At 65.5% G+C, this 16,257-nt stretch carries 15 protein-coding genes; 9 read left to right on the top strand and 6 right to left on the bottom strand.

Features of this window, described 5'->3' with window-relative positions; all coding sequences use genetic code 11:
- Positions 1–11: 11 nt before the first annotated feature.
- From DB032_RS11600 to DB032_RS11585, 4 genes are read right to left on the bottom strand one after another with little or no spacing between them, the layout of a single operon-like run.
- Positions 12–869 carry a carbohydrate ABC transporter permease gene (locus tag DB032_RS11600; protein WP_107799632.1) on the bottom strand — a complete coding sequence of 286 codons (858 nt, stop codon included), beginning with the start codon at positions 867–869 and terminating at the stop codon, positions 12–14.
- A 16-nt stretch (positions 870–885) separates the two neighbouring features.
- The gene (locus tag DB032_RS11595; RefSeq protein ID WP_107799631.1) at positions 886–1,752 is read right to left on the bottom strand and encodes a carbohydrate ABC transporter permease; all 867 of its coding nucleotides are present in this window, start codon (positions 1,750–1,752) and stop codon (positions 886–888) included.
- A 10-nt stretch (positions 1,753–1,762) separates the two neighbouring features.
- Entirely contained in the window at positions 1,763–3,007 is a 1,245-nt protein-coding gene (locus DB032_RS11590) for an ABC transporter substrate-binding protein (RefSeq protein WP_107799630.1), read from the bottom strand.
- 27 nt (positions 3,008–3,034) lie between these two features.
- Positions 3,035–3,901, bottom strand: coding sequence for a BadF/BadG/BcrA/BcrD ATPase family protein (locus tag DB032_RS11585; RefSeq protein WP_233246690.1), 867 nt, complete (start codon positions 3,899–3,901; stop codon positions 3,035–3,037).
- A gap of 232 nt (positions 3,902–4,133) precedes the next feature.
- Here DB032_RS11585 and DB032_RS11580 point away from each other — a divergent pair, with 232 nt between their 5' ends.
- Positions 4,134–5,345, top strand: coding sequence for an ROK family transcriptional regulator (locus DB032_RS11580; RefSeq protein WP_107799628.1), 1,212 nt, complete (start codon positions 4,134–4,136; stop codon positions 5,343–5,345).
- Between the two features lie 137 nt (positions 5,346–5,482).
- Positions 5,483–7,165 (top strand): glycoside hydrolase family 9 protein, encoded by a 1,683-nt coding sequence (locus DB032_RS11575; RefSeq protein WP_107799627.1) that lies wholly within the window; start codon positions 5,483–5,485, stop codon positions 7,163–7,165.
- 71 nt (positions 7,166–7,236) lie between these two features.
- Here the strand turns inward: DB032_RS11575 and DB032_RS11570 are convergent, their stop codons facing one another.
- Positions 7,237–8,556 (bottom strand): DEAD/DEAH box helicase, encoded by a 1,320-nt coding sequence (locus tag DB032_RS11570; RefSeq protein ID WP_107799626.1) that lies wholly within the window; start codon positions 8,554–8,556, stop codon positions 7,237–7,239.
- A gap of 519 nt (positions 8,557–9,075) precedes the next feature.
- Between DB032_RS11570 and DB032_RS24415 the strand changes: the two genes are divergently transcribed.
- Positions 9,076–10,605: an EAL domain-containing protein gene (locus DB032_RS24415; RefSeq protein WP_107799625.1), complete on the top strand. Its 1,530-nt coding sequence runs from the start codon at positions 9,076–9,078 to the stop codon at positions 10,603–10,605.
- 76 nt (positions 10,606–10,681) lie between these two features.
- Entirely contained in the window at positions 10,682–11,509 is an 828-nt protein-coding gene (locus tag DB032_RS11560) for a hypothetical protein (RefSeq protein ID WP_107799624.1), read from the top strand.
- Between the two features lie 23 nt (positions 11,510–11,532).
- Here DB032_RS11560 and DB032_RS11555 read toward each other — a convergent pair whose 3' ends face one another.
- The gene (locus DB032_RS11555) at positions 11,533–12,330 is read right to left on the bottom strand and encodes a response regulator (RefSeq protein ID WP_107799623.1); all 798 of its coding nucleotides are present in this window, start codon (positions 12,328–12,330) and stop codon (positions 11,533–11,535) included.
- Positions 12,331–12,631: 301 nt separating this feature from the next.
- On the opposite strand from DB032_RS11555, the gene flgB reads away from it, so the two are divergent.
- Genes flgB through DB032_RS11530 form a run of 5 tightly spaced genes read left to right on the top strand, consistent with a single transcriptional unit; the run spans position 12,632 to position 16,219 of the window.
- Positions 12,632–13,045, top strand: coding sequence for a flagellar basal body rod protein FlgB (gene flgB, locus DB032_RS11550; RefSeq protein ID WP_019102825.1), 414 nt, complete (start codon positions 12,632–12,634; stop codon positions 13,043–13,045).
- Positions 13,045–13,455 carry a flagellar basal body rod protein FlgC gene (gene flgC, locus DB032_RS11545; RefSeq protein ID WP_019102824.1) on the top strand — a complete coding sequence of 137 codons (411 nt, stop codon included), beginning with the start codon at positions 13,045–13,047 and terminating at the stop codon, positions 13,453–13,455. Before flgB ends, flgC begins: the two co-directional genes overlap by 1 nt.
- An 11-nt stretch (positions 13,456–13,466) precedes the next feature.
- Positions 13,467–14,177, top strand: coding sequence for a flagellar hook assembly protein FlgD (locus tag DB032_RS11540; protein WP_107799622.1), 711 nt, complete (start codon positions 13,467–13,469; stop codon positions 14,175–14,177).
- Positions 14,178–14,213: 36 nt separating this feature from the next.
- Complete coding sequence (flgE, locus tag DB032_RS11535; protein WP_081546719.1) at positions 14,214–15,458, top strand: flagellar hook protein FlgE; 1,245 nt, start codon at positions 14,214–14,216, stop codon at positions 15,456–15,458.
- A 17-nt stretch (positions 15,459–15,475) separates the two neighbouring features.
- Complete coding sequence (locus tag DB032_RS11530) at positions 15,476–16,219, top strand: flagellar basal body rod protein FlgF (RefSeq protein ID WP_107799621.1); 744 nt, start codon at positions 15,476–15,478, stop codon at positions 16,217–16,219.
- Positions 16,220–16,257: the final 38 nt, after the last annotated feature.

Here is a 16,257-nt window from a genome sequence, read left to right as displayed (position 1 = left end):
GCCGGACGGTCTTATTTGACCGCGCCGTCCATGCCGCGCATGAAATAGCGCTGGCAAAACAGGAAGACCAGCAGCACCGGCGCGATGGTCAGCACCGCGCCGGCGGCCACCATGCGCGTGGAGGTGGCGAAAGCGCCCTTCAGATATTGCACCCCGACGGACAGTGGGTAGAGGTCCGGGTTCTTCAGCACCACGCTGGGCCAGACATAGCTGTTCCACGACCAGACCAGGGTGAAGATGGCCAGGGTGGCCAGATAAGGCCGGCTCAGCGGCAGGCAGACGCGCCAGAACAGCTGCCAGTCGTCGGCGCCGTCCATGCGCGCGGCGGCGACGATTTCTTCGGGAATCTCCTCGAAGGCGTGCTTCATCAGAAAAATGCCGAAGGCCCCGGCCAAGGCCGGCAGCGCCACGCCGACGCGGCTGTCGTCCAGGCCCAGCCAGGACAGCGTCACGTAATTGCTGAGCACATTGGTTTCGCTGGGCAGCAGCAGGGTGGCGATGATGGCGTAAAACACCCACTGCCGGCCGCGGAAGCGCAGCTGCGCCAGCGCGAAGCCGGCGCAGCTGGAAACCAGCAGGGTGCCGGCGGTGGTCAAGGCGGAAATCAGCGCCGAGTTCCATAAAAACCGCCCCATCGGAATCTGGGTCCAGACTTCGCGAAAGTGAGCCAGCGACAAGGGCTCGGGCAAGCGCGGCGGGAAGTCGAACACCTGCTCGCCGTCGCCCAGCGCGATCATCAAGGTCCACCAAAACGGATAACAGGCGGCGCAGGCCAGCGCCAACAACAGCAGATAGTCCGGCAGGCGCCGCAGCGCGCGCGAACGGGTTTGCCGGGCGGGGCGGGCAAGCGGGCTTGAGACGGCGGTCATGGCGGGCGTCCTGAAACTAGCGGTGGGCCGGGCGCAGCAGGCGGAAGTTGAGGCCGGCCAGCAATAGGCAGATCACGGTCAAGAGCAGGCCGGCGGCGGCGCCGCGGCCGAAGTCCAGCTGATCGAAGCCTTGGTGGAACATGTAATACAGCACGGTATAGGTGGAGTTCAGCGGGCCGCCGCGGGTCATCACCAACACCTCCTCAAAGGCCTTCAGCGCGTCCAGAGTGGAAATCAGGCTGCAAAACAGAATGGTGGGCTTCAGCATGGGCAGGGTGATGCGCCAGAAACGCTGCCAGGCGTTGGCGCCGTCCAGCAAGGCCGCTTCCTGCATTTCCGCCGGGATCGCCTGCAGGCCGGCGAGGTAGAGCACCATGTAATAGCCGACGCCGCGCCAGAAGGTGACGAACATCACGGAAAACAGCGCGATGTCCTCGTCGCTGAGAAAGCCGATTTCCTGTTCCGCCGCCAGCAGGCGCAGCCAGCGCAGCGCGCTGTTGAGCACGCCGTAATCGGCGTACATCCAGTTCCACATGATGCCGACCACGGCGACGGTGGTGATCACCGGCAGATAGACGGCGGCGCGAAACAGCTTGACGCCGCGCAGCGGCCGGTTGGCCAGTAGCGCCAGCGCGATGGCGGCCAATTGGATGACCGGCACCACCAGCAGATAGAGCAGGGAATTGCGCAGCGCGCGCCAGAACACCTCGTCCTGCAGCAAATAGTCGAAGTTCTCCAACCCCGCCCACTGCGGCGGCGACAGCAGATCGTAGCGAGTGAAGGCCAGATAGCTGCCGAACAGCAGCGGCCAAAAGGTGAACGCCGCCATCAGCAGCAGGGCCGGGGCCAGGAACAGCCAGGCGTTGCGGGCGCTGGATTTCATCGCGGCGCGCTTATTTCAGCTGCCGGTTCCAGAAGGCGGCCGCCTCGTCCAGCGCCAGCTGGGCGTCCTTGCGGCCGGTGACCGCCGCTTCCACGCTGTCCACCAGTTTTTTCTTCAGGTCCGCCAGCCGCGGCACGCCGCCCAGGCTGAAAGTGCGGATGTCCGGCGCGGCCTTGGCGCCCTGGGCGCGGGCGACGTCGACCAGGCTGCCGCCGGCCTGGGTGAAGTAAGGATCGCGCAGCGCGGCGCGGGTGGAGGGGAAGGTGGCGCCGGTGACTTTGGAAAACGCCAGTTGCTGCGCGTCGCTGGTCAGGAAGCGGGCGAACTTGATCGCTTCGGCCTGGGTGGGCGCCGGCAAGCCCTTGGACACCGCCCAGCCGAACTGATAGCCGCCCTGAACCACGCCGGTGGGCCCCAGCGGCGCCGGCTGCACCCGGCTGACCGCGAAAATGGCGCGGGCGTCGGTCTGAGTGCGCCGCACCGCGGTGGGCGCGGTCTCCATCATCGCCAGCCGGCCGCTGTTGTAGAGCTTGACGCTGGCCTGGTAGTTGTCGTCGGCGAACAGGTTCTCCTTGGCCAGCGCGCCGGCTTTGTAGGCGTCGGCGTACTGGCGCAGCAAGGCCGCGTGCGCCGGGCTGTTGAAGACCGCCTTGCCGTTTTGCAGCAAGGGCAGGCCGCGGCCCAGCATGATGCCGTCGATCTGGCCCAGTTGCGGCAGCAGGCCGGGCACGCCGGTCTTGGCGCGGATGGCCTTGGCCGCGGCCAGCTGCTGTTCCAGGCTGAGCAGCTGGCGCGCCGGGTCCAGGCCGGCTTTGCGGAACAATTCGCCGTTGAGCACCAGCACGTTGACGTTGTTGTACCAGGGATAGGCGTAGAGCTTGCCGGCCACGCTGAGGTCGGCCAGCGCATTGGGCAGATAGCCGGCCTTGTCCGCGGCCAGCGCGCCGTCCAGCGGCAAGAGCGCACCTTTCTGCGCGTATTTGTACAGCCGCGGCACGTCGTGGTTGATCAGCGCCGGCGGCTTGCCGGCGGCGATGGCGGCGTTGAGCTTGGTTTCGAAGCCCTCGTTGAACACATCCACCCAGCGCAATTCGACATTGGGGTGCTGCGCCTCGTACTGCTTCTTCGCCGCGGCGAAGTAGGCGTCGAACTGAGGCTTGAGCGAGTCGGTCCAGTACTCGACCACGATCTTGTCGGCGCGGGCCGGGCCGGCCAGGGCCAGCAGGCCGGCGAGCAGCAGCGGGGAGAGGCGCATGGGATGTCCTTATGGAGTGAGGAGGGGTCAGTCGGCCAGCAGGAGCAGCGCGCCGGCGCAGGCGTCGCCTTGCGGCGAACTGAGGCGGCCGGCGAATTCCGGCGGCAGCCAATCGCGCAGCGCCTGGCCCAGGCCGCCGCACAAGGCCGTCGGCAAACTCTCGTCCGGATCCAGCGCCTTGGCGATGGACCAGGCGTCGCGGCCGGCCTGGCGCAGCAATTCGGCGGCCAGAGAGTCGCGGCGGCCATTGGCCACCACCAGCGGCGCCAACTGCGCGAACAGCGTGGGCGTGGCGCGGCCGTTCCAGGCCATCATCGCCTGCCAGTCGCCGCCGACATGTTTCAGCACCGCCCGGGTCAGCGGCGTGGCGGCCAGGCGGCCGTCCAGCGCCATCTGCGCGTATTGCGCCGCGCGTTGGCCCAGCCAGGCGCCGCTGGCTTCATCGCCGCTGGGATAACCCCAGCCGCCCGCCTCGCGATGACTGCCGTCCGGATACAGCGCTTCGCCTATGCTGCCGGTGCCCAGCGCCACGATCACGCCGGGCCGGCCGCCGTGGGCGCCCAGCAAGGTGGTGTAGCCGTCGGTGGCCAGGCGCAGACGGGCGTAGCCGGGATCGGCGGCGCGGAAGGCGGCCGCCCAATCGGCGTTGTGCACGCCGGACAGGCCCAGGCCGATCGCGCATCGCGCCGGCGGCGCCGGCGGCAGGCCGGCTTGGGCGAAGGCGTGGGCGACGACTTCGTTCACGGCGTCCCAGGCTTGCGGCACGCCGCGCGACAGCGCGGAGGGGCCGCCTTCGGCGCGGGCGAGCAGGCGGCCGGCGGCGTCGCTCAGGCAGACGCGGGTGCCGCTGCCGCCGCCGTCAACGCCCAGGCGGTATTCAAAAGCTTCAGTCACGGTGCTGTCCTTGGTCAAATGCGGGCGTCCGGCACAAATCCCCGCAACATCATGGGTTTGCATGGCCGGCGTCCGATGCCATTAGAATTTTTGAAAATTCAATCATTACGATGGCATTTCGTCAAGTTGATTTATTTAATTGCGGCGACTGGGCCGCCTGGCTGTCGCCGCCGCCGCAACAAGGCCGGCGGACGCGCTTGTCCGCCCGGGGCCGGCTCGCCATACTGCCGGCATGAAATCCATTCCTGCAGGCCAGGACCCGCGCACGGTGGCGGGGACCAATCTGGAGCACGCCCGCGCGCACAACCGTCGCGCGGTGATCGAGACCATACGCCTGAACGGGCAGCTGACCCGCGCCGAAATCGCCCGCCTGACCGCCTTGACGCCGCAGACGGTGTCCAATATCGCGGCGGAATTGCTGGACGGCGGCATGCTGTTGGCCGGAGAGCCGATGCGGGAGGGCGCGCGCGGCCAGCCGGCGATACCCTTGAGCATCAACCCGGACGGGGCCTACTCGCTGGGCATTCAGCTGGACACCCAGTCGCTGATCGCGGTGGCGGTGGACTTGGCCGGTCAATGCCGCGCGCGAGTGGAGGCGCCGGTGAGGCGGCCGGATCCGCAACTGGCCTTGCCCTTGATCGAAGAGGTGGTGGGCCGGCTGCGCGCCGAGTCGGGCATAGACTGGGGGCGGGTGCTGGGCCTGGGTCTGGTGATGCCGGGCCCTTTCGGCGTCGAGGGCATGAGTTCGGTCGGCCCCACCACCTTGCCGGGCTGGGAGGGGGTGGACGCGGCGGCGCAGCTGGAGCGCAGGCTGGATCTGCCTGTCCTGCTGGAAAAAGACGCCACCGCGGCCGCCATCGGCGAGCGGTTGTACGGCCGCGCCGCCGCGCTGCGCAACTTCGTTTATCTGTTCATCGGCGCCGGGCTGGGGGCAGGCTTGTTCCTGGACGGGCGCTTGTACGCGGGCGTTCGCCACAACGCCGGCGAGATCGGCCACATGATCGTGATGCCGGACGGACGGCCCTGCGATTGCGGCAACCATGGCTGCCTGGAGCGCTATGTGTCGCTGCGCGCGCTGTACGAAACGCTGGGCCTGGCCGACGACGCGGAGCTGGCGGCCCGCAGCCTGCAGCGGCCGACGCCGGAGATCTGCTACGGCATCGAGCGCTGGCTGGCCACCGCCGCGCCGCCGCTGCGCCAAGCGATCAATATCCTGGAAAGCCTGCTGGACATCGAGGCGGTGGTGATCGGCGGTTTTCTGCCGCCGGCCTTGCTGGAGCAGCTGGAGCAGCGGCTGCATCCGCTGCCGGTGTCTATCCGGCAAAGCTGCGGCCCGCGGGTGCTGCTGGGCGGAGCCGGCCGCGACACGGTGGCGCTGGGCGCGGCGGCCCTGCCGATCTTCGACGAGTTCAATCCGCAGTACGAGGTCTTGCTCAAAGCTTGAGAAGCGGTTGGCGATCCAGCGCGCCGGCGTCACGGCGAGATCTTTTTATGTCATTGGCTTGACCTGGCCATCGCGGCGCGTAAATATTGCCCATCATTAAAGCAAAACGCTTTATTTAATTGAACGGGGGCCGCGCCATGAAGATTCTGCTGAACCACATCGGTTTCGAACCGCAAGCGTCCAAGCTGGCCTTGTTGCAGGCGCCGGCCCAGGCCGCGCCGACGGCGCTGGTCTTGCTGGATGCCGAGGGGCGCGCCGCGACCGAAATTCCTTTGCAGCCGCAGGGCATGGCGGAGGGATGGCCGGAGTGGCATTACTGGCAGGCGGATTTCAGCGGCTGGACGCGGCCGGGCCGTTATCGGCTGTGGCTGCGGGACAGCGCGCCGCCGGTGATCAGCCATGAGTTCGAGGTGGGGCCGGGCTGCTTGGGCGGGCAGATGTTGTCCGACCTATTGCATTATTTCAAGTCGCAGCGCTGCAGCGGCCTTTACGACCAGGCGGATCGCGCGGCGCCGGAGTGGGGCGGCGAAGCGCGGCGGGACGTGCGCGGCGGCTGGTTCGACGCCTCCGGCGACTGTTCCAAATACCTGTCACACCTGTCTTACGCCAACTTCATGAATCCGCAGCAGACGCCCTTGCTGGCCTGGGCGCTGATGGCCGGCCGCGAGGCGCTGCCGCCGCAGCCGCGCTGGTTCGACGAGCGCATGGTGGACGAGGCGCTGCACGGCGCGGACTTTCTGTTGCGGATGCAGCATTCGTCGGGGTTTTTCTATATGACGGTGTTCGACGGCTGGAGCAAGGCGCCGGAACAGCGCGAACTGTGCGCCTATTCCACTCAGCGCGGGCTCAAGTCGGGGCGTTTTCAAGCCGGCTTCCGCCAGGGCGGCGGCCTGGCGATCGCCGCGCTGGCGCGCGCGGCGGAGTTGCCGCGCGACGGCGAGTTCGGCCGAGGCGATTATCTGGCCGCGGCGCGGCGCAGCTTCGCCCATCTGCAGCAATACAATGCGCGCTATCTGGACGACGGCTGCGAAAACCTCATCGACGACTATTGCGCCCTGCTGGCCGCTTGCGAGTTGTACGCGGCCAGCGGCGAGCCGGTGTTCGCCGACGCCGCCGACCGCCGCGCGCGGCGGATGTTGGCGCGGCAGGACGAGGCGGGCCGCTTCTGGATGGACGCGGAGCGTCGGCGCAGTTTTTTCCATGGCGCCGACGCCGGCTTGCCCTATCTCGCCTTGTTGCGCTTCGCCGCGGTGTTGCCGGCTTCGCCGTTGGCGAGCGCCGCGCGGCAGGCGGTCCGGCGGGGGCTGGAGGCCGAAATGGCGCTGACGGCGGCGGCGGGCAATCCTTTCGCCTATCCGCGGCAATGGGTGGCCCGCGACGGCGAGGAGGGCGCGGCGCGCTTTTTCATGCCGCAAACCAATGAAAGCGCTTATTGGTGGCAGGGAGAGAACGCGCGGCTGGCGTCGCTGGCCGCCGCGAGCTGCGCCTTGGCGGAGAGGGAGGAGGGGGACGCTCGCGCGGCGATGCTGAAGTACGCGCAGGGCGCGCTGGACTGGATTCTGGGGCGCAATCCCTTCGACGTTTGCATGCTGCAGGGCTGGGGTCGTAATAATCCGCGCTATGAGCCGGGCTATTACAACGCCTGCGGCGGGGTGTGCAATGGGATCACCGCCGCGCCGGGCGCGGACGAGGGCATCGCCTTCCTGAGCCCGGAACAGACCGATATCAGCCAGTCCTGGCGCTGGACCGAGCAATGGCTGCCGCACGGCGCCTGGCTGTTTCTGGCCCTGGCTTTGCGTGGAAGGGCGGACGGCGCTTGAAATGCGAAACGCCATCGGCAAGCCGATGGCGTTCTGTTTCAGCGGCCCCCGCTGCCGGGGGCGTCTGAGATTTACTGCTGCTGGGTGCTGCGCGGACCGCGATTGCCCTGATAGCCGCCTTCGCGGCGTTGGCCTTGGTAGCCGCCTTCGCGACGATTGCCGTAGCCGCCGCGACCGCCGCCGCTGCCCGGACGGCGATCACCGTAGCCGCCTTTGCCGCTGGTGTTGCGACGCGGGCCTTTCGGCGGGCGACGGGTGGGTTCCATGCCTTCGATCACGCCTTCGGTGATCTGACGCTTCAGGTACTGCTCGATGCGGCGCACTTTGTGGAATTCCTTGGACTCCGCCAGAGTGATGGCGGTGCCGTCGCGACCGGCGCGGCCGGTGCGGCCGATGCGGTGCACGTAGTCTTCAGCCTGTTTCGGCAGGTCGAAGTTCACCACGTGGGTGATGGTGGGCACGTCGATGCCGCGTGCCGCCACGTCAGTGGCCACCAGGATCTTGATGCGGCCGCGACGCAGATCGTTCAGCGTACGGTTACGCCAGCTTTGCGGCATGTCGCCGTGCAGGCAGGCGGCGGAATAGCCCTGGTCGGACAGCTTGTCGGCCAGTTCTTCGGAGTAGGCTTTGGTGGCGGAGAAAATCACGCACTGGTCGAAGCCGGACTCTTTCAGGATGTGATCCAGCAGACGGTGTTTGTGGTTCAGGTCGTCCGCGTACAGCAGGTGCTCTTCGATGGTGCCGCCCGAGGTCTCGGTGCGGGCGATCTCGATGCGTTGCGGATCGCGGGTCATCTTCTCGGCCATGCGGCCCACGGTGCCGTCCAGCGTGGCGGAGAACAGCACGGTCTGGCGGGTTTCCGGAGTGGCTTTGACGATGGTCTCGATGTCTTCGATGAAGCCCATGTCCAGCATGCGGTCGGCTTCGTCCAGCACCAGCATTTCCAGGCGGGAGAAGTCGATGCGGCCGGAGCGCATGTGGTCCATCAGACGGCCGGGAGTGGCCACGATCAGGTCAACCGGACGCGACAGCGCGCGGGTCTGATAGCCGAAGGAGGAGCCGCCCACCAGACAGACGGTTTTCATCCAGCGCAGGTCCTTGCCGTATTCCAGCGCGTTCTTTTCCACTTGCTGGGCCAGTTCGCGGGTCGGGCACAACACCAGTACGCGCGGGCCCTGGCCTTTGCCGGTGGAGCGCTCGGACAGCTTGGTCAGCGCCGGCAGCAGGAAGGCTGCGGTCTTGCCGCTACCGGTTTGGGCGGAAACCAGCAGGTCGCGGCCGGCGATGGCTGCGGGCACGGCTTGAGCCTGTACTTCGGTAGGGGAAGAGTAACCAGCGGCTTCCAGCGCGCGCAGGATGGTCGGGGCAATGCCCAGGTCGGAAAAATGCATGATGTCCTTTCAAGCCGGAAACTGCCGGCGTCACTTGTAGCCAGGTTGGTGGCGGTCGGTTATACGGCGCCTTTAAGCCGTAAATCATCGGCACTAACCTGACAAGCGGCGAACAGCGGTCCAGTCTGATGCGACATTATAAGCGTGGACGAAGCCTGGAAATGGTCAGGGACGATGAAGCAATCTCACTCGGGCTGAGGCGTGGTTTGGAATGCCCGGTGGAAACACAAGAGGCCGGACTATACGGTAAATCAGGCGGGTTTACAACTGTTTTTTCAAAACATGCCGGCTAAGTATTTGATTGTTTGCCGCTTGCCGCGGCGATTTTGCAAAAAAACTGTTGGAATCCGCAAAGACGACCGACAGCCAGGCTTGGACCAAGCGACGTCCGCTTATGGAGATTTGCTGGCTTCTAACTACACTTCAACGATGACGGGCCACGCGTGAAACCTTCGTTGAGGGCTGGCAATGAGTGGAAAAAACAGATTCGCAAGCACGGACCGGGCTCACTCCTGGTTGATGTCCTGCTCCCCTGGCGCGGCCTATGCCGTTTGCGTCGCCTTGGCCCTGGCCTTGACTCTGGGCCTGGCGCTGGCGCTGACGGCGTGGCGCTTGCAGTCGCTGGCCGGGGAAAAGGCCGAACTGGTCGCCGGCCAGCTCACTTGGCAATTGTCGCCGGCGTTCGCCGCCTTGACGCGATTGGACACGCTGCCGCCGCCGGAGCCGGATTGCCGCGCCCAGACCCAGGCCTTGGCGGAATTGGTCCAGCGCACTTCGCTGGTGCGCTTCGCCCAGGCGCGCGGCGCCGGAGGCCTGCTATGCGCATCGCGGCGCGGCGCGGTTGTGGAGGCGGACGGCGTGGAAGGCGGGGCGAGCCTGTTGCCGGCCGGCAGCGGACAGTTGTTGCCTGGTTTGCGGCTGGCGCATACGGCCGGAGTGCTGGAGCTGGACGCCGGTCCGCTGGTCGCGCAATTGGCCCTGGCCGAGCGCGAAGGCGTGAAAGTGAGCCTGCTGGCCGGAGGGAGGGCCTTGGCCGCCAACGGCGAGGTCAGAGAGCAGGGCCCGGACGCGGGCGGCGAGGTGGCCTGGGTGCCGTCCGCGCCGGCGCGCATCGGCGTGTTGGTGGCGCCGCAATGGGGAGCGGCGCCCTTGCTGGTGCTGAAAACCCAGTGGCTGGCCTTGTTGCTGGCCGCGGCGCTGGGCTGCGGCATCGCCTGGGGCGCGCGCCGCGGTTCGGGCGGGCGCAGGGCGACGGGGTGGGAAATCTCCGAGGGCATTCGGCAAAAAGAGTTCTTCGCCCATTACCAGCCCATCGTCACCGCGGCCAGCGGCGAATGCGTCGGCGTGGAAGTGCTGGCGCGCTGGCGGCACCCGGTGCAGGGCAATGTGCGCTCCGAGCTATTCATCCAGACGGCGATCGAGGCCGGCTTGATCGTGTCGCTGACGCGCTACATGTTGCGGCGGGTGGCCGAGGAGTTGAAGCAGATCGTGCTGCCGCCCGGCTTTATGGTGGGGCTCAATATTTCCACCGAGCATCTGGCCTTGCCCGAATTGCTGGAGGATTGCCGGCCGCTGGTCAATCTATTGCGGGAGAAGCAGGCGCAACTGGTGCTGGAGGTGTCGGAGCGGGCGCCGCTGCAAGAGGCGTCCGGCGCGCAGAAGGTGATCAATGGTTTGCGGCAGATGGGGGTGAGGCTGGCGCTGGATGACTTTGGCGCCGGCTACGCCGACAAGACATATTTGAGCCGCTGGGGCTTTGATTATCTAAAGGTTGAAAAAGGCTATGTGTCCGCCTTGGGGCAGGATAGCCTGAAGGGCAATATTCTGGACGGCCTGCTCTTGTCCTCCAATGAAATGGGGGTGCAGGTGATCGTGAAAGGGGTGGAGACCCAGGGGCAGCAAAGCTATTTGAATGTGAAGGGCTTCGAGTATTTGCAGGGCTTTTACTTCGGCAAGCCGATGACCTTGAATCATTTCCGGCAGTGGCTGTATTCCGGCATCGCCGAAAGCCGTACCCGCCCCTCGGGCAAAAGGGAGGGCGGCGGCTGAAACCGGATCGCGGCTTGGGGCGACGGGGGCGCTTTGTTACAATGCGCCCTTTTTTGTTTCAGGAAAGGGGTAGGGAATGATGTATGCCGTGCAGCGTTATGCGGCCTCCCGTCCTTGGGCCAAGCGCGTCAGCCAGCTGTATGTTCAGGCTTTGCAGCCGTCCGCGGCGCGCAAGGACATGAAGGAAGTGATCAAGCGCGAACTGGAGCGCGCCGCCCAGGTGTTTGAAGTGGGGCAGCAGACCATTGTCGCTGAACTGGCTTTGGCGGAGTCCTGGGGCTGCTTCGCCCGCCATGGCCGCGTGATTTCCCATCTGGACGACGGCCTGGTGCAGGCCTTGGCCCACACCCGGCTGCCCTCGCAATTGCCGGATACGCTGAGCTTGCCGGCCGACGCCTTCTTTTTACATGTGCCGGGCGGCGGCGGGGCTTTCGTCTCGCATCAAGCGGAGCGCAGGGCCTTGCTGCTGACGCTGGTGGGCGAGGGCTTTTCTCGCGACGCCGCGCAATGGCTGCACGAGTCCGACGGGGTGGAGGCCCTGTTGGTCAGCTATCCGGGCGAACTGGCGCCGCAGATCGCGGCGGTGGCCGAGCGTTGGCAGGCCTTGTTGGCCGCGGTGCTCAACGGCCTGGCGATGATGACCCAGCCTAAACTGGAGCGGGAGCAGGCCTGGCAGCCGGGCGCGCCGCAGCCATGGGTGGAGCAGGCCGGCGCGCCGGCTTGCGTCAAGACCCGGCAGCGCGGCCGCAGCCAATTGCTGAAAGCGGGTTTCAGCGAGGTGAGTTTCTGCCGTATTCCCGAGCTGGACGCCGCGCAGGCTTACGCGACCCAGGGTTACTGGCGGCGGCAGGCGTTTGGCGAAGCCAAGGCGAATTCGCGCCTGGTGTGGGTGGCGCCGAAATAAGAGCGGCGGCTTGGAGTCGGCTCTCAGTATTCCTGCAGCAGTTCGCGTATGGTGTCTCTGAGCTTGTTGGTGGAGAAGGGCTTGTCGCAGCAGGCCGAGACGCCGGCCGCCTCCACCTCGGCCAGCCGGTCGTGGTCGGTCTCGCTGGTGATCATCAGGATGGGCGTTCGCCCCTGAGCGCTGTTCTGACGGATGTGGCGCGCCAGCTCGCAGCCGTCCATGCCGGGCATGTGGTAGTCGACGATGATCAGCTGGAAGCTTTCGTTTTCCAGCAAGGGCAGCGCGTCGGCGCCGCTGGCGGCTTCGGTGAAGTGTTCGAAGCCCAGGCGCTCCAGCACGGCGCGCACATGGCGGCGCGAGGTCTGGCTGTCGTCGACGATCAACACCTGGACGTTGGCCAGATCCGTGTCCACCTCCATGGCCAGGCTCTCGGTATTGATGAAGTCCAGCGCGTTGGCCAGCACCTCGTCCAGTTGGCCGCTGGTGAAGGGCTTGGGCAGAATGCCCAGGCTGCCGGCCTGGCGGATGGGCTCCAGCCGTTCCGGATTGGTTTCGCTTGAGACCAGAATGAAGGGCATGCCGCTGAGATCGGCGCTTTCGCGCATCTGCTGCAGCAACTGCTGGCCGGTCATGTCGGGCAGATAGTAGGCGCTGATCACCAAGTCGGGGCGCGACTCGCGCGCGCGGTTGAGCAGCGCTTCGCCGTTGGGATGGATCTCCACTTTGGAGATGCCCATCTCGCCCAGCGCCTTGCTGATGATCTGCGCTTGCACATGCGACGGTTCCGCCAGCGAGATGATTAAATGTTGTACTTCCAGCATGCCTCTTCCCCCGCCTGTCTTCTCTATTTTCTCAAAGCCGCCCGCCAGCGCCGGCCAATGTCTGAGTGTCGGCGATTCCGGACGCGTCTTCAATGGTTCTTATGTTGGTTTGGCACGAATTGCGCGGTGCGGCAAGCAAAATCTGTCGCTTGGGCCGGAGGCGGCAAATCTTGCCGCTCATTGTTGCCGTTTGGGCCGTTGCGGCCGAGGGTTTGACGGATTGCCTAGAAAAATCAATGCGCTGGCGTGTCTGCATGGCTTGGCACGCTTCCTGCTTTAAGGTCGCCTCAAGGAGGCTGACATGCTAGACAAAATCGCCAAACATTTCGACTTTCAGCAGCGAGCGCTGAATTTGCGGGCCTATCGCACCGAGGTGCTGGCCAGCAATATCGCCAACGACGAAACCCCCAACTACAAAGCGGTGGATTTCGACTTCGGCAAGGCCTTGCAGGCGCAGACCGATGCGCAGGGTCGCTTGGCGATGAATCTGACCGATGCCCGCCACCTTGCCGGGGCCGGCGGCGCGGGCAACGGCGCCGCGCTGCAATACCGCGCGGCGGTGCAGCCCAGCGTGGACGGCAACACCGTGGACATGGATGTGGAGCGGGCGGCTTTCGCCGACAACGCGGTCCGCTTCCAGTCGACGCTGACTTTTCTGAACAAGCGGATCAGCGGCCTGAGTTCGGCGATCCAGGGCCAGGGAGGCAATAGCTGATGTCTTTGTCCAATGTGTTTTCCATTTCCGGTTCGGCGATGTCGGCGCAATCGATGCGCCTCAGCCTGGTGGCCAGCAATATCGCCAACGCGGAAAGCTCGACCAGCTCCACCGGCGAGCCCTACAAAGGGCGTCACGCGGTGTTCACCGCGATTCCGGTGACGGCGGCGCAGCCGCAGGTGGCCGGCGTGCGCGTGACCGCGGTGGTCGAAGACCAGACCCCGCCGCGGCTCAAGTACGATCCGGGCAATCCGCTGGCCGATCAGCGCGGCTATGTGACGATGCCGAACGTGAATCCGGTGGAGGAGATGGCCGACATGATCGCCGCCTCCCGCGCCTATCAGAACAATGTCGAAATCATGAATACCGCCAAGACGCTGCAGCAAAAAGTGCTGCAGCTTGGCCAGTGAGGAGTTAGGCGATGGCTAGCGCAAATCCTTATGACGTGTTGAACAGTCAGACTCAGACCAATCCGAACAGCAGCGTCAACGGCAGCAAGAGCAATTCCGGCGTGGTGGGCTCCAGCGCCAGCGACATTCAGAACACCTTTCTGAAGCTGTTCGTGGCCCAGATGCGTTCCCAGGACCCGATGAATCCGATGGACAACAGCCAGATGACGGCCCAGATGGCGCAGATCAGCCAGGTGGGCGGCATTCAGCAGCTGAACCAGTCCATGCAGGCCTTGATCGGCGCGCAGGCGGCCTCCCAGTCGCTGATGGCGTCCAGCATGATAGGCAAAAAAGTGTTGGTGGCCGGCAGCAGCCTGCCCAAGCCGCCGGATGGCGGCACCACCCCGGCCGGCGTCTTGCTGAACGGGCCGGCGCAAACGGTGAAAGTCAACGTCAAGGACGCCAACGGCAATGTGGTTCGCACCATGACCATCGACAAGCCGGTGGCCGGCGTCAATGCCTTCAGCTGGGACGGCAAGAACGACAAGGGCGAAGTGGTTCCGGCCGGCAAGTACAGCTTCAGCGCCGACGTGACCCAGGCCAGCGCCAACGGCAGCACCACGGCCGTGGCCTACAACACGCAAACGGTGACCGCGGTGGCGTGGGATAAAGGCGTTCCCGAACTGGTGCTGCCGGACGGCAGCCGCGCCCAATTGGGCGATGTGGCGCAGATGACCGCCTGATTCCACTGACCTCATTCGACTTCAAGGACTGACATCATGGGCTTTCAACAAGGTTTGAGCGGCTTGAACGCCGCCTCCACCCAGCTGGACACCATCGGCAACAACGTGGCCAACGCCAACACCGTGGGTTTCAAGAGTTCGCGCACCGAGTTCGCCGACATGTACGGCAACACCTTGTACGGCATCGCCACCACCACGCCGGGCATCGGCGTCAAGGTGGCCGCGGTGACGCAGAACATGAGCAACGGCAACGTGACCACCACGGGCCGCAGCCTGGACCTGGCGATCAACAACGGCGGCTTCTTCACCGTGGCCCAGCCGGACGGCACCTTGTCCTACACCCGCAACGGCCAGTTCCAGATCAACAATCAGGGTTACGTGGTCAACAACGGCAATTTCCTGCAGGGCTGGCAGGCGGACGCGGCAGGCAACATCACCCAGGGACCGGTCAGCAAAATACAGCTGAACTCCAACCTGGTGTCGCCGCAGGCCACCACCAAGGCCACTCTCGGCATCAATCTGGATTCTCGCAGCACGGTGCCGACCGTTACGCCGCTGGATCCGACCAATTCGGCCTCCTACAACTGGTCCAACACCAATACGGTTTACGACTCGCTGGGCAACCCGCACCAGGTGACCATGTACTATGTCGCTGGCGCGCCCACCGCCGCCGGCCGGACCTGGACCGCAACCGCCTATGTGGACGGCAACCCGGCCAATAACACGCCGCCCAACAGCAATAATTTTTCGTTGACCTTCAACACCTCCGGCGTGTTGACCACGCCCGGACCGTTCAACATCAACTTCACCCCCAGCCCGCTCAACGGTTCGGCGGTGCCGCAGACCGTGGCCTTCAGCTTCACCGGCTCCACCCAGGTGGGGCAGAACTTCGGCGTGACCACGCCGCCGACCATAGACGGCTCCGCGCCCGGCAATCTGAAGGGCATCAATATTTCGTCCTCCGGCATCATCCAGGCGACGTTCACCAACGGCCAGACCAAGACCATAGGCCAGGTCGCCTTGGCCAACTTCATCAACCCGCAAGGCTTGCAGTCCAAGGGCAACAATCTGTGGGCGCAGACCTACGATTCCGGCATCGCCTCCTACAATGCGCCCGGCACCGGCAATACCGGCACCATCCAGGCCGGCGCGGTGGAGGATTCCAACGTCGACCTGACCGCGGAACTGGTCAATATGATCACCGCGCAGCGCTATTACCAGGCCAATGCGCAGACCATCAAGACCCAGGACACCCTGGTGCAGACCTTGCTGAACATCTGATGAGTTGAGCGCGCGCGATGGATAGAATGCTTTACCTGGCGATGAACGGCGCCAAGCACGTGATGTGGCAGCAGGCCACCACCGCCAACAATCTGGCCAATGTGCACACCAACGGCTTCAAGGCCGACGTGGTGGCCTTCCGCGCCTTGCCGGTGGTGGGCGAGGGCGCGCCGACGCGGACCTATGTGGTGGACAACACCGTGGGCCACGATCTGAGCCAGGGCAGCTTGATGCACACCGGCAACGTCAGCGACTTCGCCATCGGCTCCAAGGGTTTCTTCGCGGTGCAGGCGCCGGACGGCGCCGAGGCCTATACCCGCGACGGCGGCTATGTGCTGGACGCCACCGGCATGATGCGCACCCGCTCCGGCCTGCCCATCATGGGCGACGGCGGTCCCATCGTGGTGCCGACCGGCTCCCGCGTGCAATTGGGTCAGGATGGCTCCGTGGTGGCGATTCCGCTGTCCGGCGCGGTGCGTACGCCGCAACTGGTCGGGCAGATCAAGATGGTCAACCCGGGCCCCAAAGAAGTGTACAAGGGCGAGGACGGCCTGTTCCGCATTAACGGCGGCGGCAACGCGGCCGCCGACGCCAACGTCAAGCTGGTGCCGGAAATGCTGGAGGCCAGCAATGTCAACTCGGTGGAAAGCCTGGTGCAGATGATTTCCCACGCCCGCCAGTACGACCTCAACGTCCGCCTGATGCAAACCGCGCAACAAGGCGATCAGCAGGCGGCTCAACTGTTGTCCACCAACGGTTAAACCATAATATGAGATTGCGAGCCGCGGCGGCCCTGTAA

Source organism: Chromobacterium sp. Panama (assembly GCF_003052555.1).
Taxonomy (GTDB): Bacteria; Pseudomonadota; Gammaproteobacteria; order Burkholderiales; family Chromobacteriaceae; genus Chromobacterium.
The sequence above is the reverse complement of the archived record's forward strand: the minus strand, read 5'-3'. Positions and strand labels throughout refer to the sequence as shown.